Annotated in this window: 19 protein-coding genes; 7 read left to right on the top strand and 12 right to left on the bottom strand. The window is 62.4% G+C overall.

Annotation, left to right across the window (positions count from 1 at the left end):
- Window positions 1-2: 2 nt before the first annotated feature.
- From NP552_RS17815 to NP552_RS17775, 9 genes are all read right to left on the bottom strand, one after another.
- Window positions 3-596, bottom strand: a complete 594-nt coding sequence (locus NP552_RS17815; RefSeq protein WP_274096969.1) for a hypothetical protein — start codon at window positions 594-596, stop codon at window positions 3-5.
- Window positions 593-3,313: an FtsK/SpoIIIE domain-containing protein gene (locus NP552_RS17810; protein WP_274096968.1), complete on the bottom strand. Its 2,721-nt coding sequence runs from the start codon at window positions 3,311-3,313 to the stop codon at window positions 593-595. Before NP552_RS17810 ends, NP552_RS17815 begins: the two co-directional genes overlap by 4 nt.
- Before the next feature lie 10 nt (window positions 3,314-3,323).
- Window positions 3,324-3,554, bottom strand: a complete 231-nt coding sequence (locus NP552_RS17805) for a hypothetical protein (RefSeq protein WP_274096967.1) — start codon at window positions 3,552-3,554, stop codon at window positions 3,324-3,326.
- Entirely contained in the window at window positions 3,551-3,931 is a 381-nt protein-coding gene (locus tag NP552_RS17800; protein WP_274096966.1) for a hypothetical protein, read from the bottom strand. Before NP552_RS17800 ends, NP552_RS17805 begins: the two co-directional genes overlap by 4 nt.
- Window positions 3,924-5,207 carry a hypothetical protein gene (locus NP552_RS17795; RefSeq protein ID WP_274096965.1) on the bottom strand — a complete coding sequence of 428 codons (1,284 nt, stop codon included), beginning with the start codon at window positions 5,205-5,207 and terminating at the stop codon, window positions 3,924-3,926. The genes NP552_RS17800 and NP552_RS17795 overlap by 8 nt, the downstream gene beginning before the upstream one ends.
- 31 nt (window positions 5,208-5,238) lie before the next feature.
- Window positions 5,239-5,508, bottom strand: coding sequence for a hypothetical protein (locus tag NP552_RS17790; RefSeq protein WP_274096964.1), 270 nt, complete (start codon window positions 5,506-5,508; stop codon window positions 5,239-5,241).
- A gap of 12 nt (window positions 5,509-5,520) precedes the next feature.
- Entirely contained in the window at window positions 5,521-6,201 is a 681-nt protein-coding gene (locus NP552_RS17785; protein ID WP_274096963.1) for a vWA domain-containing protein, read from the bottom strand.
- Window positions 6,202-6,328: 127 nt separating this feature from the next.
- Entirely contained in the window at window positions 6,329-6,640 is a 312-nt protein-coding gene (locus tag NP552_RS17780; protein WP_274096962.1) for a DUF4258 domain-containing protein, read from the bottom strand.
- Window positions 6,641-6,811: 171 nt separating this feature from the next.
- Complete coding sequence (locus NP552_RS17775) at window positions 6,812-7,714, bottom strand: LysR substrate-binding domain-containing protein (RefSeq protein ID WP_274096961.1); 903 nt, start codon at window positions 7,712-7,714, stop codon at window positions 6,812-6,814.
- Window positions 7,715-8,377: 663 nt separating this feature from the next.
- Here NP552_RS17775 and NP552_RS17770 point away from each other — a divergent pair.
- The 7 genes from NP552_RS17770 (at window position 8,378) to NP552_RS17740 (ending at window position 18,675) form a co-directional block, all read left to right on the top strand.
- Window positions 8,378-9,250, top strand: a complete 873-nt coding sequence (locus NP552_RS17770; protein ID WP_043863996.1) for a helix-turn-helix transcriptional regulator — start codon at window positions 8,378-8,380, stop codon at window positions 9,248-9,250.
- Between the two features lie 17 nt (window positions 9,251-9,267).
- Complete coding sequence (locus tag NP552_RS17765) at window positions 9,268-10,848, top strand: hypothetical protein (RefSeq protein WP_100632663.1); 1,581 nt, start codon at window positions 9,268-9,270, stop codon at window positions 10,846-10,848.
- Between the two features lie 5 nt (window positions 10,849-10,853).
- Window positions 10,854-15,173 (top strand): AAA family ATPase, encoded by a 4,320-nt coding sequence (locus NP552_RS17760; RefSeq protein WP_274096960.1) that lies wholly within the window; start codon window positions 10,854-10,856, stop codon window positions 15,171-15,173.
- 169 nt (window positions 15,174-15,342) lie between these two features.
- Window positions 15,343-15,513 (top strand): hypothetical protein, encoded by a 171-nt coding sequence (locus tag NP552_RS17755; RefSeq protein ID WP_157811395.1) that lies wholly within the window; start codon window positions 15,343-15,345, stop codon window positions 15,511-15,513.
- 20 nt (window positions 15,514-15,533) lie between these two features.
- Window positions 15,534-16,754: a hypothetical protein gene (locus NP552_RS17750; protein ID WP_157811394.1), complete on the top strand. Its 1,221-nt coding sequence runs from the start codon at window positions 15,534-15,536 to the stop codon at window positions 16,752-16,754.
- 11 nt (window positions 16,755-16,765) lie between these two features.
- Window positions 16,766-17,656 (top strand): JmjC domain-containing protein, encoded by an 891-nt coding sequence (locus tag NP552_RS17745; RefSeq protein WP_274096959.1) that lies wholly within the window; start codon window positions 16,766-16,768, stop codon window positions 17,654-17,656.
- Window positions 17,653-18,675 carry a radical SAM/SPASM domain-containing protein gene (locus NP552_RS17740; protein ID WP_274096958.1) on the top strand — a complete coding sequence of 341 codons (1,023 nt, stop codon included), beginning with the start codon at window positions 17,653-17,655 and terminating at the stop codon, window positions 18,673-18,675. The genes NP552_RS17745 and NP552_RS17740 overlap by 4 nt, the downstream gene beginning before the upstream one ends.
- Before the next feature lie 45 nt (window positions 18,676-18,720).
- Here the strand turns inward: NP552_RS17740 and NP552_RS17735 are convergent, their stop codons facing one another.
- Genes NP552_RS17735 through NP552_RS17725 form a run of 3 tightly spaced genes read right to left on the bottom strand, consistent with a single transcriptional unit; the run spans window position 18,721 to window position 22,118 of the window.
- Window positions 18,721-20,181, bottom strand: coding sequence for an aldehyde dehydrogenase family protein (locus tag NP552_RS17735; RefSeq protein ID WP_274096957.1), 1,461 nt, complete (start codon window positions 20,179-20,181; stop codon window positions 18,721-18,723).
- 21 nt (window positions 20,182-20,202) lie between these two features.
- Window positions 20,203-21,384 carry a pyridoxal phosphate-dependent aminotransferase gene (locus NP552_RS17730; RefSeq protein WP_043864003.1) on the bottom strand — a complete coding sequence of 394 codons (1,182 nt, stop codon included), beginning with the start codon at window positions 21,382-21,384 and terminating at the stop codon, window positions 20,203-20,205.
- Between the two features lie 44 nt (window positions 21,385-21,428).
- Window positions 21,429-22,118 carry an ABC transporter permease gene (locus NP552_RS17725; RefSeq protein ID WP_043864004.1) on the bottom strand — a complete coding sequence of 230 codons (690 nt, stop codon included), beginning with the start codon at window positions 22,116-22,118 and terminating at the stop codon, window positions 21,429-21,431.
- Between the last annotated feature and the right edge of the window lies 1 nt (window position 22,119).

Below are 22,119 nucleotides of genomic sequence, written 5' to 3'. Positions count from 1 at the left end.
CGTCAGTTCCACTCATCATCTGGACAAACCGCCGTCTCGGCGGATGCGCTGGCAGCCGTGACGAATGCCAGGGCTGCAGCAAAGGAGGATGGGGGGCTGATCACGCGCTCGCCTTGCGTTGGCCAGTAGCGCCAGGCCTGGTCAATCGCCTCGCCCTGGAAAACGCACGCCTTGCCAAACAGTTGCCGCAGCGGGCCCTCCTGCGCGTCGGCACCGATCATCACCACATGCACCGGTACCGGGCAGTCCCTCAACCAGCGGCGCCAGGGTTCGCTGGCGAAACCACCATCACTGAGCAACAGGATCGCAGCGCACCCTTGGGTGTCTATTTCCTGTTGCAGACGCTCGAACAGCGCGCAAGAAAATCCTTGGCCTTCGGGCGTAAACAGGGGAGCGAGCATCGAGGCCTGCCATTCACCAGGGATTTGCGGACGACTACCATCCAGCCAGCGCAAGCGTGCAAACGGCGGCGCAGGGTCGGCGAGCGCCATACTCTCGAACAGAAAGCCCAGCAGATACCCGGCAGTCTCGATCTTGCCCATCTCCATCATGCTGCCACTGGTGTCGAGCACCACGCAGACACTTTGTCTGTTCATCGCATGTCCTTATCCAGCTCGAAATCATCGTGAGAGCCACCGTAAGGGTTTAACCACGCCCTTTCACCGCGGCCCAGGTCGACATAGAGCGCACGATGAGCGGCGTCCAGCCCCTGAACACGTGGCGACCCGATACCCGGAGAGAGCAATGTGGTGGCGTCCTCATCGCTGAGGGTAAAGCCCAGGCGACGTTCGAAAGCGCTCAGCGCTTGGGATATGCCCCGGTGTTGGGCGGTAATGAGGATCAGGTGGATACCCTCACGCCCGCGGTCGGTGATCAGTGACTTCAACGAGTCGTGGGCAAAGCGGCTGCAATCAAGCGTGTCGATCAGCAACACCTTGCGTCGACCCTTGGCTGGCGTGGTGAAAAAGTCGCTGGTCTTCCAGTCCCAATCACCTTGCTCGACCCGCCATGATCGCCCTGCCGGGAATTCTCTGCACAAGGCGGGGCCGTACCCACGGTCCGCCGCATCAAAGTACAGCAGCGAGTCCAGGCTCGGGTTCGCAGCAAGACTGCGCAACACCGCGCGCAACAGTTGGGCACGCACCTGGTCATCGCGCCCGGCGAGCAACAGGTTGGCGCCGGCACGCGCGTACAGCCGGCAACGCCAGGGCGAGGCTTCAAAGGCTGCGTGCTCACCGAGCATCAGTTCCAGGTCACCTTCGTCGTTGAGCACCTGCACGTCCCGGGCGGCGGGCAATGGCGGTCGCTGCATGCCGTCGAACACCCGAGTAGTCAGGGCAAAGGCGCTGCCTGCGCTTTGTGCGGCGAACCTTGCCAACTGCTCGCGACGTACATCCGGGTCGGCCAGTGGTACCTGCACTTGGCAGTTGGCCGAACGCTCGCCCTGATTCGGGTTGAGAATGGCCAGCGGGGGGCCGCTCAACAGTGAACCGGCCAGGTTGGAGCTGCTGAGAATGATGCGCGAGTCGTCCTCGGTGCAGGCCAGGCAGACCCGCATGACAATCTGCGAGACGAACTCCTGCTTCTGCAGGGCATCGATCCCTTTGAGCGTCTGCGTCGCCAGGATCAGATGAATGCCGAAACTGCGCCCCTGGCGCAACAAACGGTTGAGGATCGGCTCCACTTCAGCGAGATGATGACGATCCCCGGCGAACAACCCCTGAAACTCGTCGACAATCATCACCAGGCGCGGCATGGGCGTCGCGCCTACCCGACGATAGCCTTCAAGGTCAGTGACACCCAGCGCCTTGAAGCCCTCACTGCGGCGGCTGATCTCATCGTTCAAGTGTCGCAACACACTCAAGCCATATTCAGCACTGGCCTGGGTCGCCACCAGTGCGGCGTGCGGCAAAGGCGGATCGGCGTAAATGCTGAACTCGATACCTTCCTTGTAATCGAGCAGGAACAGGCGCACCTCGTCCGGCGAATACCGGTGGCACAGCGAATGGATCAAGACATGGAGAAAGTTGCTCTTCCCTGACCCGGTGCGCCCGGCAATCAAGGCGTGGTAAGCATGGTTGGCGCTGCCCAGTGCGAACTCGGCAGGCTGACCATCGGCCGTCCAGCCGACCGGCACGGCGATACCCTTCTCGCTACTGGCATGCCAGCCATCATGGATAGCGAACAGATCGGCAAAGTCTCTGGCGCCAGACGCCCGGTAGCGCTCACCCAATGCCCTGATCGCCTGCTGCAGCGCCTGTGCCTGGGGCCAGGCTTCGACGGTCTCGACACGGCTCAACGCATGCACCGTTCCATCCGCTGGCGCAGCAGCGCCCATGAGCGGCACAGCCTCGCAAGACAGCACGTGCTGTAAACGATTGTGTGGCTCCTTGAGCTCTTCCTCACGCACGGAGATCAGTACGCAGACTCCACAGCGTGGGCCTTCGGCAAGTATCCGCTCCAGGTACCACAGGCTGGGGGCGGACAATTGTGCCGGTACGTCCTGAACGATGAGTACTGTATAGGGCAACGGCGCCTGCGGGTGACGGCGATTGTAGTCAGCCCAATTGTCGTGAGCGTCGCCAAGGCGATACTGGATGATGCTTTCCAGGCGCTCGAACTCACGAGACAGCGCGCTCTCGATATCGGCGGCCCGGCTGAGGATTCGGGCATCAGGGAAAAGCGTTGGATGCTCCAGCAACGGCAGAAAGTCAGACAGCGCGGCGCCGAGCCGAAGTGGGTCGCAGGCCACGATACGCAAACCGCCAGTCGGCAAGCTGATGAGCAGCCGCATCAGGAGCTGGCGCACGACGACCAATGATGCCTCCTCCCCGGCTACGAAGCTCAGGGCATGGCTGAACGGAAACACCACCAGCCGGGGCACCGTCCTGTGCCAGTTGCCATAGCCAAGGCGCAGCCCGCCAAAGGCCAGTGAAGACGGCACTTCCACTACCGGAGGCGGCAACACCGCGCTCAGGTCAGCCAATGCCGGCTGCTGAGCCGTCACCTGGAAGCACAGCCGGTCCAGCGCCTGGAGGGCCTCGTTCCAGTGTTCACGGAACAATGCCTCGCTGGCCTGCGCGCGGGCCTGGATCGATGCCTGCTCTTCGTCCAGGCGCTGGCGCAATGCCTGAGCCTGCGCACCGATGGTGGCCGAATGGTTGTAGCTGCGCACCCAGCGCTGCTCCTCGCTGCGAAGGTCTGCATGGCGCGCCACACGGGCGGCAATGGCGCTTTCCAGCGCTGCACAAGCCTGCAGCAACGTCTGCGGCGAAAGCATTGCCTGAGCGTGTGACAGGGACATCTGAGTCATGACCGGCGCCTCATTCTTTGATCCGGTAAATGTGTCGATCCACGATTTCTTCCAGGCTTCGCGCTGCCGCCTGCAGCTGTTGCTCTGCCGTCTCGCCCAACATCAGCAATCCCTGCGCCTCACTCAGGAACGGCGTCAGTAACTCAGCATGCAAGGTAGCCTGGAAGGTATCGCCTTCTGCTCCGGGGAACGACGCCAAAGCACGCAGAAGGTCCTGGTGGCTATCACGAAACGGCGTCATGGTCGTTGCACCTCTTCCTGCGGGTCTTGACCATCGAGCGGCAGTTGCAGCACCCACAGGTTTTGCGCCGCAGCACACGCTAGCAAAGCCGGCAATGCAGAAGGTATCCCTGCCGACATCAGGCACTCACGCAGCGTGCTGGCCACCGAAGGGGGAATCAGGTAGTTCGACATGTAGTCGACCCTGCACTGTTCAATCGCCTGCCAGTCCGCTTCATCCAGGCACGCCCGTGGCTGCCCCAGCAACAATGAACGCAAGTGATCAACCAGTTCGTCGCTACGCTCGAAACTGGCCTGGATCACGGCATCTTCCAATTCAGAAATCAGTGCACGAACGTTTTCCAGTGCAGGTTGCGCAACCAGCGTGAACTCAATCATCGTCTACTCCTTCTTGCGCCTGTGGGGCGCAGACACTGCTCCAGCACAGGTCATCGATCTCTTGCTTGTAGGGCAACATGCCGATCAGCGGTGATCCACTCTCACGCAGCGACTGTCGCAGCGCTCGCTGCTGATCGGCCGGTAAATGACGAATGTCCCGCGAGCAGACCGTCATCGAGGCCGAAGCTTGCTGATGGCCGCCTGCCTGGAACTGCATGTGCTCGCGCTGAGCCCTCAAGTACGCGGCCTTGCCGCACTTGACCTCTATGGCGATAGAGCCACCGGCGGGGGCGCCCATTCCCTGGCCACGCCCCAGGATCACCGGCACCGTCAACTCACTGAAGACCAGGTCGGTGCGGGTATGACGACCGCCCAGATCGGTACGTTGCTGAGTACGTACCACCCGGGCTATCGGCCGCAGCGCGTATTCCACGAACTTTTCTGCGTACAACCCACTCAGGTGCCTGCGCACTTTCAGTTGCAGTTTGTGCACTTCCATCGCACTGGCACAGCAACCATGCTCGGCCCGGTATCGCGTCAACAGCCGTTGTACGTCAGGGTCACGCTTGGCCAGATACTGCATGAAGGCCTTTTGCGCCTGCGGTGAGAGGTTCATCCGTTGTGCCAGTTGGTCCGGTGTCACCGGCTGACCGGCCGTTGGGGTCCAGCGCAGCCAGTCACGCAACTGCGCAGCACTAGGACTCATCGCCAGGTATTGGTCCAACGCCCGTACCGCATGGCCTACCCGCACCCGCACCTGCTCCAGTAGCTCTAGGCAACTGGCCAGGCGCACCCCCAACTCATACCCCACAGCCTCGGCCGCGCGCTCATGCAACGCCAACACTTGGCGGCTCTGCTCCAGGCGCGCCTGCATCGAGATGCTCTGGACCACCGCATCAGCCAGGCCCTGCTCTGCCCGCGCCAACTCCTGCGCTGCGTCCGCACATGCCCATTCGGCCTCGGCCTGTTCCTGCTCTTGCGCGCCACACCCACCGGTACAGCCATCATCGACAGGCTGACAGGCCTGGCAGGCATACAGCGCATTTGCAGCCTCGGCCAACCTCGACTGCTGATCGGCAAGGCCTCTACAAGCCTGGGTCTGTGCATGCTCGGCCACCGTTTCCTGTTGCCGGGCCTGCTCCAGAAAACCGGCGCTGGCATGCACTTCGCCCAACGCCTGCTCATGGAACGCCTGCAGGCGCTGCATCACGTGCGCAGCCTCCTGCGCCTGGTGTTCACAGACACGAGCGAGACCGCCTTGGAGCTGTTCGAGCATCTCTACGTCGGCAATGCAAACCTGGGCCATGTCAACTACCCAGGTATTCGCGAAGCCGCGATGCGAGCCCGGCCAGATAGGGCACGTGGTCGCGGGCACTGGCCTCGAAGCTGGCCAACTGGCTGCTCAGTGCCCGGTACTCATCTTCGAATTGCGCCTGTTTGCTGTCTTGCCACGACTCGCTGACATGGCCGAATGCCGAATCGAGCCCGCCCCGTGCCTCCTCGATATGGTCAAGAAACTGCGTCAACGCCGCGGCGAAGCGTTCAAGCTCATCTGGATCACCAATCACCTGGCTCATACCTTCCCTCCTTTACCAGATTCCGAGATCATCGGTGGCCGCTACCTGGCCCGCCGGAGGGTCTGGCAACCGGGACACTTCGTTGGGGTTGAGCGAATGCAGCCGTGCCACCACGCTCATCGTCACTTGCCGGAAGAAGCTATGGAGCTGCCTGGCGTCGGTGGCCGTAAACAGGGGGTGCCCGGTGCCCTCGGTAAAGCGCTTGAGGACAGTGGCTTGGTTATCCTTGCCGATGGCCATCGCCATCCGGTCACATTTGGCACTGCGCCCTTGACCAACAAACGCCGCCAACGGCTGCTCCCACGAGTCATTCGGCTCACCATCGGAGACCAGTATCACCGTGGGACGATAAGCATTGGATGGCGTGACCTGGCGGTCCTCCACCAACGACTTGATCAAACCAAGTGCATCCCCCATGGGTGTCATCCCGGCTGCCTGAAGTGGCTGGAAATTGAGAGCCCCGGCGCGGACCAGGCGGTGCACAAGCACCGCCTGCTTACCACCGAAAGTAATGATGCCGACCTCGATGATGGATTCAGCCAGCTCTTGCTCGGCGAAGCTGGCAAGCATCTGGCGAACGGCCTCGTTCAGGCTGTCGATCTTCGCACCCTGCATGCTGCCACTGGTATCAAGCAGCAGGTACACGGGAATGGGACGGGCTTTGGTAACACTGAATTGATTCGGGTCGAACATGCTTGCCTCCGTTCATGAGCGCGCTTGATCCAGTGCTTTGGCAGGGCGCTTCCAGCACCATAAGGTAAACGCGACAAACGATATCAAAATGACTTCACTTCGTAGATTTTATTAACAGCCGCCCCCATCAACGCCATGCCACAGGGCGTCGACGGGGGGCTCGATAACGGCACAGGGATTGGCTGCGAAAGGCGGTGATCACTGAACCGTCGTCTGCCAGCACGAGGTGAACGCCTTGCATCGCAGAAAGGTTGATTCCTTCGCGGCGGTAGTGGGCTACTTCGTTCCTCCCGATCACTTGGCGCACAACCCGCCCCTCCTGAATAGTGCGACCGTAGGCGAGCACCGCTTCGATCTGCAGCAACGAAATGCCTCGCTGCTGCATGCGTTGGATGGCGTGGTGAGTCAGTTGAAAGTTACTGCCGGTATGCTTGGACATCACTGATCTCCTGCTAGGTGTACCTAGGAATAGCGAAGATCGTGCCAATAAATAAATTTAAATTTTTTCTTTTATATTCAATTCCTTATGAAATTTTCATTTTCTACATGATCCAATTAATGGTAAATTTATTTACTAATACGTAAATTTATTTACCATTAACATCCAACCTCAGCAGACGACCGCAGGACTCCCAAGCTCCCGAATCAGCTTGAGCAAATGATGCGTCGACGGCGCACTGGCACTGGCATCGCTAGGGCTCACCATCAGCAATTCGCTCATGGGCAAATCACCGGACAGTGGCCGGGAGATCACATCCCTAGGCATGAAATTTTCGGCATAGGCCGGAAGCAAGGTGTAACCCAGGCCGGCCGCCACCAGGTTGATGCTCATCAGCGGGTTGGACGAAGGATAGATATGACCGACCGTCACGCCGTGGTGCGACAGGTAGTGCGCAAGCGCGTCGTGGATCGAGCGCCCATAGCCCGGGTCGATGTTGATGGCGGGCAAGCTGTCCAGGTCGGCCGGTGAGACGCAATCGACCAAGGCAAGTGGGTGCCCTAGCGGCAGGTAGATCCAGAACGGCTCCACCAGCACCACTTCGCTGCGAAAATTGGCTGCGCGCACAGGGCCGCGCATGGAGCCCAGTTCAATCTCACCGCGTGACAAGGCGACCTCCTGCTCCTCGGAGGTCAGGCTGCACAGGTCAATATCCACTTCGGGATAAGACGCACGAAACACCGGCAAAACGCTGGGGAAGATCCGCACCTCGGCAGCGGGTACGAAGCCGAGGGTGATGCTTTCCCGCGCCTGGGAGGCCGCCTTGGCAGCCCGCGTCATGGCGACTTCCACTTCTTTGAGGATCTGCTGTGCTTCCTCCAGAAACACCACACCGGCTGACGTCAGCTCGACCTTGCGCCGCGTGCGGATGAGCAAGGGAAAACCGATCTCCAGTTCAAGGTTGCGTATCTGCTCGCTTAAGGACGGCTGCGAGGTATAGAGCCGACCTGCCGTGCGGGAGAAATTCAGTTCTTGCGCCACCGCAACGAAGTAACGCAGATGCCGCAGTTCCATTGATATCTCCAGGAGCGCGCTTGCCCCGCGATAGCGACCTGTCTGTCACAATGTATCGCGGGCAATCCCGCTCCTACCAATCAAGTTGCTGTGCGACCACTTTGTCCGACGACATGACTTCGGCATACTCATCACCGAGTATTGCCAATGTCAGTTCATGAACGGTTGTGGCGTCCCAGGACTTTCCATGCGGTCCGACAACAGGCACGGCTGTCGTAGCGTCCGAGGGCAGGACGATGCTGTATCCCAGTGCTTTTCCTACACGTACCGTGGCGTCCACTTGTGCCGCCTGCTGTTCTTCCGGCCATGTTTACACAGCGCTACACTGAGGACCGGCAAGTACCACCGCAGGACCGTCAAAAATCGCGATTCTCGATCGCGTATCCATGTGAGGGTATCGAGGGTATTTTTACGGGTATATTTCTATAGATTCCTGCCAAAAACACCGCCCTAGAGCCATATCTAAATGTTCTTTGGCGACCCTGACAGCCTCTGACAGACCAGCCTCCCAGCAAACCCCGCAAAACATGGCCCCAAGCCACCATTCAGGTTATTGTCGACATTTTTCCCGGCAGAGGCGCTCTAATCGTGTCAGTGCCACTGACACAGCCTGTCAGTCGTCCTCGCTAGAGTCGCCGCCAAGCCCATCGACAAGGACCCGCCATGGCGGCCACCGATCACGACACCCTGGCCCTGCGCCTGGCCGATACCCTGCGGTTGCTGCAAAGCGGCGAGCGCCCTACCCGCCTGCAACTGGCCGAGCGCTTCGGGGTCAGCGAGCGCACCATCTACCGTGACCTCAACCGTCTGGGCGATGTGATCGAGCCCGGCGCCAACGGGGTCTACCAACTGGCCCGCCATCACCGCAGCAGCCTGTCCCCCGCCGACCTGCAGACCTTCGCCCGCATCAGCGGTGTCGAGCAACTGTTCCCGGCCAACGACCGACGCTCCTGGCTGGACCTGCTAAAACCCGGCCCCACCAGCTTCCTGGTACGCGACGGGCATTTCGCCGCCCAACGCCCGGACAGCTGCGACTTCCGCGAGCTGGGACGGGCGATCGAGCAACAGCGCCGCTGCCAGCTGAACTACACCGGCAAGCAACGCCGAATCGAGCCCTACAGGCTGATCCACAACAAGGGCATCTGGTACCTGGCCGCCACCGAAGACGGTCGCCTCAAGAGCTTCGCCTTCGCCCGTATCGATGCCTTGCAGGTGCTGGACGAATCCTTTGTTGCCGACCCGGCCACCCAGGCGCAGATCGAGAGCGACGATGACATCTGGTTCGGCGAAGACCGCCTCGAGGTCACCGTCCAGGTCGCCGCCAGCAACGCCTACTACTTTCTTCGGCGCAACGTGCTGCCGCACCAGCAACTGATCGAGCAGCAGGCCGACGGTCGCCTGCTGCTGCGCTGCCGGGTCAATCACCCGAACCAGCTGCTGCCGATCATCCGCTACTGGATCCCCCATGTACGCATTCTCGAGCCCGCCTGGTTGCAGCAGCAACTGCGCGACGAGCTCACCGACTACTTGCACTGAACAGCAGGACGACTGACATGACCGAAATGGAAAAGCCCCTGGGCGACGACTACAACCGGGACGACAGCATCGACTTCGAGCAGGTCAATCAGGATCAGGCCCGCTACCTCGAGGCCGAGCTGTTCGACGGCGACAGCAGCAACGGCGAGAAGACCACGGCGGTGGTCGCCTCCTTCGTCGACTCGTGCAACGCGCGGGGTGAAAAGCCGCTGGACCAATGGCTGAGCGACGAGTTTCGCAAGTACCCGCATCTGTGGAGCAACGAAGAGGAACTGCTGAGCACCAGCCAGCAGGTGATCGCCTCCACCGTGGCCTTCAACCAGTCCCGCGAATCGCTGCACGCGCACATGGACAAGGGCCGCAGCAAGGCCTCGTGGCTGGCCGGCGAAATCGAGAAGAACGCGGGCCTCTCCGGCTCGGTACACGTGGGTCAGTACGCCGGACACATCGACAAGGCGCTGGCCGATGCCACGACCAACGCACGGGACATGGTCACCACGCTCAAGGGTGACATCAACCGCAGCCCGCACCTCAACGGCCTGATTGCCGAGCAGCACCACGTCGACACGTTCAACATCGACGCCGTCAGCAAGGGCAGCCCTTACCGTGCCCGCGTGGTGGGCTCCCAGGAAGCGAACTCGGTGGACATCGAGATCGTCGACGGCAACGGCAATGTGGTCGGCAAGTACCAGGCCAAGTACGGCGCCGATGCCGACGCCACCAAAGAGCTGCTCAACCGCGGCGACTACGAAGGGCAGAAACCGCTGGTACCCGAAGGCCAAGGTGCGGACGTGCCCGACAGCGCGGAGGTGATCGAAGCCGATGGCGTGAAATCCCGCCCGCTGTCAAAGGAAGAAGCCCGCAAGCTGCAGGAAAAGGCCCAGCAGGAAGCCGAGTCGCGCCAGTACGACTGGAACGACACCAACCGCGCCACCATCGCCCGCCAGATCGGCAAGCAGGCAGTCATGGGCGCATGCATCGCAGTGGGCATGCAGGGCACGCGGATTCTGGCGCGGCGCTTCTGGAACCGGTTGAACGGCCGGGAAAACCCCAGCAGCCAGGACGACCTCAAGGAATTCTTCGAGAGCTCGCTGCGCGCCGGCACCAACACCGCTGCGCAAGTGGCGGTTTCCGGTGCCGTGGTGGTGGCAGTGAAGAACGGCTGGCTCGGCGCGGCGCTGCGCAACACCCCGGCCGGGCTGATCACCAACATCGCGTGCGTCGGTCTGCAGAACGCCAAGGTCCTCTACAAGTTCGGCAAGGGCGAGCTGACCGGCGAAGAGGCCATCGACGCCATCGGCAACACCACGGTAACCACCACCATGGCCATCGCTGGTGCAACCAAGGGCGCAGCGCTGGGTGCAGCGCTGGGTACGGTGTTCGGCCCGGCAGGTACGGCCATTGGGGGTTTTGTCGGTGGCGTGGCCGGTGGTATCGCCGGCGGGCAGATCGGCGAAGTGGTGTACGAAGCCGGCAAGTCGGTCGCCAGGACGGCCACCCGGGTCGCGGCCGTGGTGCTCGAAGGCACAGGCCGTGCACTCGAATCGGTGGGCAGCGGCCTGCGTAACCTCGCCTCCAGCCTCTTGTCCCTGTGGTGACTGCCATGAACCTGCTCGAACTCAAGGACAAGATCAAATCCCATCTGGTCGCCGGCTATCCCGGGCTGTACATCCACTCCGGCGAAGAAGCCAGGGTCGATACCATGCTGCAGGATGTCGCGAGCCAGTTGGGCCTGCACCCCAAGGAATGGAACCTGGGCTATGGCTGGGTGGACTTCGTCAACAAGCAGCCACGGGGCAGCCAGGGGCCTAGGACAGACCTGGCCGAAAGCCTGCCATCACTGCTGGACGACGATCTGGACCACAAGCTGTTCATCATCAAGGACGCCCGCAGTGCGCTGGAAAACCAGCCGCTGGCGGTGGCTCGGCTCAAGCAGTTGCTCAACCGTATCCAGCGCCATCATCGCGGCACGTCGGCGGTGGTACTGGTCTCGGAGACCCTGCACATTCCGTCGCAGATCGAAGCGCAGATCACCCTGCTGCCCCTGCCGCTGCCCCGGGGCGAGGAAATCACCAGCCAGCTTGAAGCGGTGTGCCAGCAGCTTGACCTGCTGGTACCCGAGGGCCTGCGTCAGCGCCTGCACGCAGCGTGCAGCGGCCTGAACCAGGAAGAGATCCGCTCGGCACTGGCGATGGTCCGCCAGCACCACGAGCAGATCAACGATGCCGCCCTGGTACTGATCCAGCATGAAAAAGAGCAGATCATCGCCAAAAGCGGCGTGCTGGAAATGCTGCGGGTCAACGAGAACGCCACCGACATCGGCGGCCTGGAAAACCTCAAGACCTGGCTGGGCCGCCGCGCACAGATCTTCCGGCGCCTCGGCGAAGCGCGTGACGCGCGGGTGCAGGCGCCCAAGGGCGTGCTTATCGCCGGCATGCCCGGCTGCGGCAAGTCGCTCACTGCCAAGGCCGCCGCCGGCCTGTTCCAGTTGCCGCTGCTGCGCCTGGACATCGGCTCGCTGCTGGGCAAGTACGTCGGGGAAAGTGAGCACAACATGCGCCGAGCCCTGAGCATGGCCGAGTCGGTCAGCCCGTGCATCCTGTGGATCGACGAGCTGGAGAAAGCCTTCGTCGGCCTGACCAGCGGCAGCGGCTCCGAAGTCTCGTCGCGGCTGTTCGGCTACTTCCTGACCTGGATGCAGGAGAAGACCGGCGCAGTGTTCGTCATCGCCACCGCCAACAACATCGCTACCCTGCCGCCGGAACTGTTGCGCAAGGGGCGCTTCGACGAAGTGTTCTATGTGGGCTTCCCGAATGCGGTCGAGCGCGGCGCGATTCTCGATATCCACCTCAAGGGTGAGACGGTGCAGCTCGAACCCGCGCAGCGCAGCAAGCTGGTGACCCAGTGCCGCGACTACGCCGGGGCGGACATCCAGAACGCCATCAACGAAGCACGCGAAACCGCCTTTCTGGACGGTCGCCCGCTGAAATTCGAAGACCTCGAAGCCGCCATCGACCTGACCGTGCCGCTGCGTGAAACCCTGCGCGATCAGGTGGCCAAGTACGAAGAGCTGTTCGAGAAGTTCAAGCTCAAGCCAGCTTCAGCCAGCGACGGCCTGAGCGTGGCGCAGATGATTCAGATGGCCGAAAACCACAATGCGCTGCGCCGCGAGGAAGTCGCCCGGCATGAAGACTGCCCTGACGACCTGCTGGAGAGGCTGGTCGGCGATACCGACGCCAAGGTTCGCACCGCGGCCTACGGCAACCCCAACTGCCCGGAAAAGCTGCTGACGCTGCGGATCAACATCGAAGAAGGCCAACCCGGCTTCGATCGCGCCCTGCTGCACCTCGCCTGCCTGCATGCCCACGCGCCGCATGACCTGATAGCGGCGCAGTTCGAACGCCTCGAGCTGGACGCCGAGCAACGCCGTCAGTTGGCGAAAAGAACCGACGACGAATCGTTGCAGCAACGTCTGCTGGCGGATCAGGAGCCGCTGGTACGCAGGGCACTGGCGACCAACAAGGCCGTGAGCAAGGTCGTGCAACAACAGTTGGCCAAGGACACAGCCGTTACCGTGCGCGATTACCTGATCGGCAACGACAACCTGCATCCCGAGGTACAGGAACAACTGGCCCGCGATCCTTCCTTCGAGGTACGCGAGCGCCTGGCTCGGCGTGACGAACTGAGCGAAACCGTGCAGTTGCTGCTGACCCGTGATGAAGACCAGGATGTACTCGAAGCGCTGGCCCGCCGCGCAGGCGCGACCGCCCTCCCCGACGCGGTACAACTGGAGCTGGTCAAATGCGACCCTGATGTGCGCGAGGCCCTGGCACGCAACGACAACCTGGGTGCCCCTGCCCAGTTGCTGCTGGCTCGGGACCCAAGCCTGCAGGTACGGCGCATTCTTGCCGACCACCCGAACCTCACCAGCGCCGCCCTGCAATGCCTGACCACAGACGTAGAAGAGGTACAGGCAAGCCTGGCTGGCAACACCAACCTGGGGTCCGCCTTGTTGCAGATGGGCCTGAGCCAGCATGAATCGGAGGACGTGCGTCGCGCTCTGGCAGGCAACAGCGCGCTCAATGTCGAGGTGCAGGCGCGGCTGCTGAAGGACCCCGAGCCCAACGTGCGCGAGGCGCTGGCAGGCAACGACCACCTGGCCGAGCAGATCCTCGAGGCACTGATGTACGATGAGCAGGACGATGTGCGCGAGCGTCTGGTGCGCTGGCGCGACACGGTACAGCCAAGCGTGCAGCGCCATCTGGCAGCAGACCCAAGCACCGACGTCCGCAGATGCCTGGCACGCGTAGCAGACCTGCTGGATGACGTGCAGCAGCAACTGGCCGGTGACCTGCCCGAGATCCAGCAGGAACTGGCGGAAAACGCCGCCCTCGGCACTGACATCCAGCAGCGCCTGCTGGAACGAGGCGATGCGCAGACCCTGTGTGCGCTGGCGGGCAATCAGGCCGTGACAGCACCGCTGCAAGCCCGGCTGGCCGATGACAGCAACATCGATGTACGAACCCGCCTGGCAAGCAACCCGGCGCTGGCCGGGCCGGTCGCCGACAAGCTGATCGGCGACGTGGAAGCGGTGCAACGCGCCCTGGCCGGCAACCGCCACCTGAGCGAGGCACAGTGTCTGCGTCTGTACAAGATCGGCAGCGAGCACGTCCGCCAAACCCTGGCAGCAAACACGGCCATCGGTGAAACCCTGATGACCCTGATCTGCCAGACGAAAACAGCAGCGCCAACCGAGGCCAGTGATTCGGTAGGAAGGGCCATCGGCATGATCTTCTCTGGTTACATGGGCGCGCAACAATCGCCCGTGAGCGGGCAGGAGCAGCCTCCAGGCAAGGAAAAGCTGGTGCTGGCTGCGCAAGGCAAGCTGCCTGCTCATCTGCAGGCCGACCTGTTGGCCGAAGGCGCACAGGCGCAACCCCTGCTCGAAGCGCTGGCCGACAACTCGACGCTGACCAGGCCCGTGCAAGAGGCCCTGGCGGCGCACAAGAGCGCCAAGGTCAGAGCTCGACTGGCCGCCAACAAGGCCGTCGACAGCGACATTCTGCGTCAGTTGCTGCGCGACCCCGAACCCGACGTGCGCATCGCACTGCTGCGCGACTGGTGGATGGATCGCGACATGGAACTGGAGCTGGCACAAGACAAGAATGTCAACGTGCGCTTCGCCGTGGCCGCCAATCAACACGTCGGCACAGCCGCACAACTGCTGCTGGCCAACGACCCGGACGAGTCCGTGCGTGCGCGCCTGATAGAACGTGACAGCCACTTCATGTTCACCCTGCATTCGCGGGCCCAGGAGATCCTGGCACAAGACGTCGAACAGGACATCCGCGAATCGCTGGCTACCTACCCCAAGCTCAAACCATCGGCGCAACTGGTGTTGGCCAAGGACGACGAGATCTGCGTGCGCATCGCACTGGCCAGGGGCAACAAGGACTGGAATGGAGGTGACCTGTGCGAGGAAGCACAACTGCAGCTGTTGCGCGACGAGGAAAGCAGCGTGCATCTGGCGCTGGCTGAAAACCGCCGGCTGTCTCCCGCAACCCAGGCGCTGCTGGCCCAGAACGCGCTGGCAAGCGTGAGGCTCAAACTGGTGGAGTCATCCAGCTACATGAATCAGCTCACCCCAGAGGCGCAGCGGATCCTGGCCAGGGACAAGGACAGCAAGGTCCGCCAGGAACTGGCAAACAGGCTGTTTGGCCTGCTGGCCATGCCCAGTGAAGAAGACGTGCAGTTGACCCTGGCCAGCGACCCGGACACAGAGGTCAGGCTGGCGATCCTGGTTTCCCTGCGCTACAACAGCACCCGCGTAAGCGATGCAGTCAGGGCGCGGTTGATCGAAGGGCTGGACCACGACACCCGCCAGACCGTGGAAGAGATGCTCGACAGCTGCGAGGAAGATTGAGCCCTCCCCGAGTGGCATCTTCCGAGCAACCTATTCGCGCAGGTTGCCGCTATGTTGCAACCTGCGCAAACGAACTTTCCGCTCGACAGGCCCCTCTGTTGCCAACGGAAAGTATTACCCCTAGCATCGTGCGGTTAAACCCCGCCCAATCCGATAAAGGACACTCGTGATGCAATCGAAAACAGTTGAACTTCAATCCCCGGCACTGGACTCGATGACCGAAATCAAGCGCCCGGCACTGAAATTGAGCGAGCTGGATCCTGGTACCCTCAGTGACTTCGAGGCCATGTTCGGCCTGTGGAAAGAAGCGGATCACTGCGACAAGGAACTGCGCGACTGACGCCAAGGGCGGTGGCGGCAATGACAATGTCAGTTGATTTGCAGATCGTTTCAGGCTTGTCGTCGGCCGCCGCTTTGCCCGGCGTCCTCGGGGCGCATCTTGAAGCCCTTGGACATCCTGTGCACCAGCGTATCGATACACTCGATACCGGCGCTGCTGGATGTGCAAGGCACCCGGACACACCCTCTACTGCAGCCATCGTGCTGGTGCTTCCCATCCTGGGCGATAACGACCTGTCGGACGAACACCTGCTGAGCCTGCGGCACTGGCGCGATACCCGGAGCCTGGCGGGCCGACGCATTTTTGTCACCCTCAAGGGCGATCGTCATGTATCGGATGAATTCGTATCCCCACACCACCCCATCCACATCAAGTTGCGCAAGCTGTTCTATTTTCTCGGTGGGTTGAAGATTCTGCCCATCAAGCTGGACAGCGACACGCCGGCACGCATTGCATCGCTCATCGCCGCAGAACTGCAAGCAGGCAGCACAGCCCCCTGCAAAGCGTGGGACCATCTGGCGCAGCTCACCGGCAGGCCCCCCATGTGGGCCCCCGACCGCAAGCTGCTCGACTTCGATGACGAAGAGAATGGGTCGAGCCTGCTACTCGAGACTCCCCGAGCGCGGTTGAACGATATCTTTCACGCCATCCGGGCATTGACCCCCCGCACACTCAAGCTCAATCGGGCACGGTTGTGCGACAGCGATATGACCCGGCTGCCTGCCATCCCCAGCGTGCTGGCGGCAGAGCTGGGCAGCAACTGCATGAGCCTGCAGAGCGCGTCCACGGTGTTTCCCGGCTGCAAATGGCTCGGCCTGGGGGCGAACAGCTTGCAGACTCTGGACCTCACCGCTGCACCCCCCGGGCTCGATACCCTGCTGGTGTACAAGAACAGTCTGCGGGAGCTGCGATGGCCCGCCACTGCTGGGTGTCGCCTCAAGCACCTGAGCCTCTATCGCAACAGGTTTCGACATATCGACTGGCCGGTCGATCAGCTGGACATCGAGCGGCTCAACTTGGGAGCCAACCCTGTCGAGGCACTGCCCGAGCAGTTGGCCCAGGCCCGTCATCTGCGCTGTCTGGGCATTGCCCGGACTCACATACGCCGCCTGCCGGACTGGCTGTTCGAGCTGCCCGCGCTGGTGGAAATCGATATCAGTCATATCGAAGACCAATTGCCGCCCGCGCAACTTGGCAAGTTGATCGATTCAGGTATCACGCTCATAAACAAGCCCAGGTAGAGCCCTGCCCCATGACCCTATTCAACTTCATCTTCGAACACATCAGCCAGCAGCAGTTTCTGGATGAATACTTCGATCGCGCTGCGTTGCACATCAAGGGCAGCCCGCAGAAATTTGCCAGCCTGTTGGACATGCAGGCCTTCAACCAGATTCTCAACAGCAATACCTTGCTGTACCCGAAGGTGCGCATCACCAACCACAACAACACCATTCACAAATACGATCTGATCGATGATGTGGATCGCTATGCAAACAACCAGAACAACACGCTGAACAAGAAAAAGATGCTGCACGCGATTGCCCGCGGCGGCACGCTGGTTTTCGACAACATCCAGCAACACAGTGCGCGCCTGGAAAATTTCACCGATACGCTCGCCTCGGAACTCAATACGCGCATCGGCATGAACGGCTACTACACCGCCGCCAACCAGCGAGGCGTCAATCCTCACTTCGACAGGCACGATGTACTGGTGCTGCAGATCCACGGCAGCAAACGCTGGTACTACCGCGACGAACAGCATGTGTTGTCAAAGGCCATCCGTCATCAGCGCGTTCCTGCAATCGATGCGGCTGCCACCGGCTGGTCTTCGGTGCTGCTCGAACAGGGCGATGTCTTCTATTGCCCTCGCGGCCTCTGGCACTTCACTCGTACCGAAGCCCGGCACTCGGCGCACCTGGCTGTGGGGCTGTACCCACTGACCTTGAGGGAGTGGCTGGTGCGCCAGGAGCAGGATGAGAACTTCGCCACACTGCTGGAAACCTACGTGCGCCAACCGTTCCAATCTTCGACCTCGCCCATCCAACAGGCGCCGGTGCAGGCCCTGGTCGATCACCTGAGCGCCACCTCGCAGGCAGACTTCGACCTCGACCTGCACGCACGGCCCTATCTCGAGCTTGAATGATGGAACAGTTCTATTTCGTACTGACCGAACGCTGCAACCTGGCCTGCAGCCACTGTATCCGCGACTCTTCGCCCTATCGCGACGAAACCGCCGAGAAGGCGATGATCCTCGACGCGCTGTCGCAGATCCGCCAGGACCATGCGCATAGCCTGGTGCTGCTCACGGGCGGAGAGCCCACGCTGCATCGCCATTTCGACAGCATTCTGCGGCACAGCCTTGCGCTCGGACTGCAGACCAAGATCAACAGCAACGGCGTGACGTCGTTCTACAAGCAGAACATCCTGGAGCAATGGGCCGGGCAGCCGTCACTCTCGGTACAGATATCCCTGGATGGCACAGAAGCCGAACATGACCTGGTGCGTGGGGCCGGCACCTACAGGCGCGCGCTGCGCACACTCGCCAGGCTGCGGGCACAAGGCATTTCGTGCAGTGTGTCGGCGACCGTCATCGACCTCGATTTTTTCGCGCGCATCGAACAGTTCATTCAGCCGCTGGATGACCTTGAACTGACCCATATCGCAATCAAGCGGGCAACTTACGCAGGGCGCGCCTCATCAGGCATGGAGGTCTGCAGCCAGGCCTGGAACCAGCATGTCTATGCGCTGCGCAAGCAGCCCTACAAAACGCGCATCCTGGCGTTTCCAATGTACGACTTCAGTCGGCTGCAAGCGCTGGGTGACGACGCCATCGCCGAACTTGGCCGAACCATCACCACAAAAAACTGCGGTGCTGCGACGGCGAAGGTCTATATCTACCCCAATGGCGACGTGTGCTCCTGCACCTGCTTCAAGGCCCACCCCATGGGCAACCTGTACCAACAACCGCTATCGGCCATTCTTGCCCAGCCACTGCAGATCAAGGTGGAGCATCCCACCTGCCAGGGCTGCCGCTACTTTGCCGTATGCAACGGTGGCTGCCTGGGTAGCGGCTACCAGCATACCGGCGAGCTGGGAGAGCCCGACCCCCGGTGTCCGCAGATCCATGCAGCACGTGGTGCAATACCGGCATTCAACATCTGATGCCAGAGGTGATGCTTGCGCTGGGTGTGTTGCGGCCAGCGCCAATCAAGCAGCACTCACCACATGCTTCAACTCCTGAAACGCTGCCAGCCCCCAGGGGCCGAGCTCGCGCCCGATGCTGCTCTGCTTGTACCCACCCCAGGCGGTCTGCGGGAAGATCACCTGAGGCGCATTGATCCAGACCATGCCGGCCTGCAAGGCATCCGCTACCCGGTTGGCCGCAACGCGGTCGCGGCCGACCACCGTGGCCACCAGGCCAAAATCACCCTGGTTGGCCAGCGCAATGGCCTCGGCTTCGGTGCCGAAACGGCGGATGCAGATCACCGGGCCGAAGATCTCCTCGTTCCACAAGCTGCTGTCCAGCGCCACGTCGGTGAACACCGTCGGCGCAACGTAGAACCCCTGCGCCAAGCCCTGCGGGCGCCCACCGCCGCACTCGAGCCGGGCGCCCGAAGCCAGCCCGCGCGCGATGTGCGCCAGCACACGCTCGTACTGGGCACGGTTGACCAGCGCACCCATCTGCACCCCGTCGACAAAGGGGTCGCCAACGGTGATCGCCTGGGCGCGGGCCCTGACCTTTGCCACGAAGGCGTCCGCCAGGTGCTCGGCGACCAGCACCCGGCTGGTGGCCGAGCACATCTGGCCGGCGTTGTAGAAGCCGCCGCCACAGGTCAGCTCGACCGCCAGCTCCAGGTCGGCATCCTCCAGCACGATCAACGCAGACTTGCCGCCCAGCTCCAGGCTGACACCCTTCACTGTCTCTGCCGCGCGCTGCATTACCTGAACCCCCACCGCGTTGCTGCCGGTGAAAGAGATCTTGGCCACCTGCGGGTGCGCCGACAAGGGTGCGCCCACGGCCAGGCCGGTACCACACACGATGTTCAACACGCCCGCCGGCAGGCCCGCCTCGAGAATGATCCGCGCCAGTGCAAGCTCCGGCAACGGCGTGACCTCCGATGGCTTGAGCACCACCGTGCACCCCGCCGCCAGGGCCGGCGCCAGTTTCCAGGCCGTGGTGACCATGGGGAAGTTCCACGGCACGATCAGCGCAACCACGCCACACGGCTCGCGCCGCAAGCGCGCGGCATAGTCGCTGGCAGGCAGCTCCACGCCACGGTCCTGTGCAGCGTCAAGGCCCTGGGCCAGGTCGGCGTAATAGTCAAAGGTGGCTATCACGTCGTCCACGTCCAGCCCCGCTTCGGCCAATGGCTTGCCGTTGTTGCGCGATTGCAGCGCCATCAGGGTTTGGCGGTTCTGCTGTATGCCCCGGGCAATGCGGCGCAACACCTGGGCACGCAACGCGCCAGTGCTGGTTGACCACTGCGCAAACGCTGCAGCGGCGCTTTGCACGGCAAGCTCGACGGTTTCAGCGTTGCCCCCGCCCACCGTGGCGATTAGCGCCTCGGTGGAGGGGTTGATGACCTCGAGCGGCGGGCCGTCGGCGAGCCATTGCTCGCCGATCAGCACGCCGGCGAGCACTTCGGATGAACATTCAGGAGGGAGCATCGTCATTCCTTCGCAAGCGGCTCAGAGGCCGGCCTGCAGCTTCTCGATGAACTGGCGGATCCGCTGGCAGGCGTCCAGCAGGTCCTTGTCGGCGACGGTGAACGACACCCGCACGAAGCCCGCGCAACTGGCGCCAAAGGCCTGGGCATCGAGTACCGAGACGCCGGTCTCGCGGAACAGCGCCCAGGCAAAATCGACGCCCGACAGGCCCGTGGCACGAATGTCCAGCAGCATGAACATGCCCGCCTCGGGCACCTTGCCCTTGATCAGCGGCACCCCGTCCAGCTCCCGGGCGATCAGGTCACGGCGGCGGGTGTAGAGTTCGCGGGCCGAGGCGACGATCTCATCGTCCAGCTCGATGGCCTTGAGCGCGGCTTCCTGAACAAAGCCCGGCAGACCGTAGAGCATGCACAGCAGCAGGTTGTCCAGGTGCTGGACAAGGCTCGTGGGCGCCACCACCCAGCCGACCCGCCAGCCGGTCATGGCGTGGGATTTGGACAGGCTGTTGAGCACCACCGTGCGCTCGGCCATGCCCTCCAGGCTGGCGATGCTGATGTGCGGCGCGTCGTAGGTCAGCTGGCAGTAGACCTCGTCCGAGATCACCCACAGGTCGTGACGCCGGGCCACCTGCGCCACCGCCTCCAGCTCCTCGCGGGTGTAGACGTTGCCGGTGGGGTTGTTCGGCGTGGCCAGGGCGATGCCACGGGTGTTGGGGGTCAGTGCGGCTTCAAGCGCCTGGGCCGTGAGGCGAAAGTCCTTCTCGGCAGGCTGCTCGATGCACACCAGCCGCGCACCGGATGCCTGCACGCTGGCAGCGTAGGTCAGGTACATCGGCTCGGGCACCAGCACGTCATCACCGCTTTCGAACAGGCACATGGCTGCGGCGTACAGGCCGTTCTGCGCACCGGCCACCAGCGCGACGTTCTCGGCGGCCACCGGTATGCCCAGCAGCTTGCGCTGCTTGGCCGCGATGGCTTCGCGCAGCTTTTCCCGGCCCACTACCGGGGTGTAGTGGGTATCGCCGGCCTTCAGGGCCTGGATCGCGGCCTCGCAGATCGCATCGTCCGTCGCGAAATCGGGGTCGCCGATGCTGAGGATGATCGCGTTCTCGCCCCGCTCCTGCGCCTGGCAGGCAGCATAGTGAATGTCCCATGCGGCTACGCTCTCGCCGCTGATGCGTTGAACCAGAGATGAATACTTCATTTGAATTCCTTGTGGCGTGCAGACCGACGCCAATACGTTAGCCACTAGACTCGACGCTGCGAGGTGGTGCCCATCAACTTGAAGCTCTTTTCGATGATCAGGGCCAGGACGATGTAGGTGATCGCCACCAACAGCAGCGGCTCATAGACCCGCAGGGTCTGCGAACGCACGATGTTGGCGGCGCCGAGCAGGTCGGTAACCGCGACGGTGGAGGCCAGCGCCGTGGATTTGAGCAGCATCACGCTCTCCCCCGCCAGGGTCGGCCTGACCATCTGCAATGCCCGCGGCAACCAGACCCTGCGCAGGATCTGCCCGCGGCGCATGCCATAGGCGCGTGCCGCTTCAAGCTCGCCCCTGGGTACGGCGCGCAGGCCACTGCGCAGCACTTCGCCCACATACGCCCCCACGCTCAAGGTCAGTGCAAGGGCCACATACCAGAACCCTTCGCGCAGGTAGGGCCACAACACCCCGCCCCTGATCAGCGGGTAGCTGGCCAGCACGCTGCCGACGCCGTAATACAGGATGTAGATCTGCACCAGCAGCGGCGTGCCGCGAATCACGCTGCTGACAAACCGGCAGGCGTTGGCCAGCACGACGCTGTTGGACAGGCGCCCCAGGGCCATCGCGATGGCCAGTACAAACCCGAAGCCTGCCGAGATGAGCAGCAACTGCACGGTCAGGCCGGCACCGCGCAGCAGTTCACTGGAAAAATCATTCAGCCAAGTCAAATCCATG

The organism is Pseudomonas sp. 8209 (genome assembly GCF_028682105.1).
GTDB lineage: Bacteria > Pseudomonadota > Gammaproteobacteria > Pseudomonadales > Pseudomonadaceae > Aquipseudomonas > Aquipseudomonas palmensis.
The sequence above is the reverse complement of the archived record's forward strand: the minus strand, read 5'-3'. Positions and strand labels throughout refer to the sequence as shown.

Excerpts from the sequence above, each read along its gene's own strand:
- NP552_RS17800 (WP_274096966.1), bottom strand. The coding sequence starts at position 3,931 with ATGATTGAGTTCACGCTGGTTGCGCAACCTGCACTGGAAAACGTTCGT.
- NP552_RS17810 (WP_274096968.1), bottom strand. The coding sequence starts at position 3,313 with ATGACTCAGATGTCCCTGTCACACGCTCAGGCAATGCTTTCGCCGCAG.
- NP552_RS17725 (WP_043864004.1), bottom strand. The coding sequence starts at position 22,118 with ATGGATTTGACTTGGCTGAATGATTTTTCCAGTGAACTGCTGCGCGGT.
- NP552_RS17740 (WP_274096958.1), top strand. The coding sequence starts at position 17,653 with ATGATGGAACAGTTCTATTTCGTACTGACCGAACGCTGCAACCTGGCC.
- NP552_RS17815 (WP_274096969.1), bottom strand. The coding sequence starts at position 596 with ATGAACAGACAAAGTGTCTGCGTGGTGCTCGACACCAGTGGCAGCATG.
- NP552_RS17790 (WP_274096964.1), bottom strand. The coding sequence starts at position 5,508 with ATGAGCCAGGTGATTGGTGATCCAGATGAGCTTGAACGCTTCGCCGCG.
- NP552_RS17750 (WP_157811394.1), top strand. The coding sequence starts at position 15,534 with ATGACAATGTCAGTTGATTTGCAGATCGTTTCAGGCTTGTCGTCGGCC.
- NP552_RS17805 (WP_274096967.1), bottom strand. The coding sequence starts at position 3,554 with ATGACGCCGTTTCGTGATAGCCACCAGGACCTTCTGCGTGCTTTGGCG.
- NP552_RS17780 (WP_274096962.1), bottom strand. The coding sequence starts at position 6,640 with ATGTCCAAGCATACCGGCAGTAACTTTCAACTGACTCACCACGCCATC.
- NP552_RS17785 (WP_274096963.1), bottom strand. The coding sequence starts at position 6,201 with ATGTTCGACCCGAATCAATTCAGTGTTACCAAAGCCCGTCCCATTCCC.
- NP552_RS17795 (WP_274096965.1), bottom strand. The coding sequence starts at position 5,207 with ATGCTCGAACAGCTCCAAGGCGGTCTCGCTCGTGTCTGTGAACACCAG.
- NP552_RS17735 (WP_274096957.1), bottom strand. The coding sequence starts at position 20,181 with ATGCTCCCTCCTGAATGTTCATCCGAAGTGCTCGCCGGCGTGCTGATC.
- NP552_RS17775 (WP_274096961.1), bottom strand. The coding sequence starts at position 7,714 with ATGGAACTGCGGCATCTGCGTTACTTCGTTGCGGTGGCGCAAGAACTG.
- NP552_RS17770 (WP_043863996.1), top strand. The coding sequence starts at position 8,378 with ATGGCGGCCACCGATCACGACACCCTGGCCCTGCGCCTGGCCGATACC.
- NP552_RS17760 (WP_274096960.1), top strand. The coding sequence starts at position 10,854 with ATGAACCTGCTCGAACTCAAGGACAAGATCAAATCCCATCTGGTCGCC.
- NP552_RS17730 (WP_043864003.1), bottom strand. The coding sequence starts at position 21,384 with ATGAAGTATTCATCTCTGGTTCAACGCATCAGCGGCGAGAGCGTAGCC.
- NP552_RS17745 (WP_274096959.1), top strand. The coding sequence starts at position 16,766 with ATGACCCTATTCAACTTCATCTTCGAACACATCAGCCAGCAGCAGTTT.
- NP552_RS17755 (WP_157811395.1), top strand. The coding sequence starts at position 15,343 with ATGCAATCGAAAACAGTTGAACTTCAATCCCCGGCACTGGACTCGATG.
- NP552_RS17765 (WP_100632663.1), top strand. The coding sequence starts at position 9,268 with ATGACCGAAATGGAAAAGCCCCTGGGCGACGACTACAACCGGGACGAC.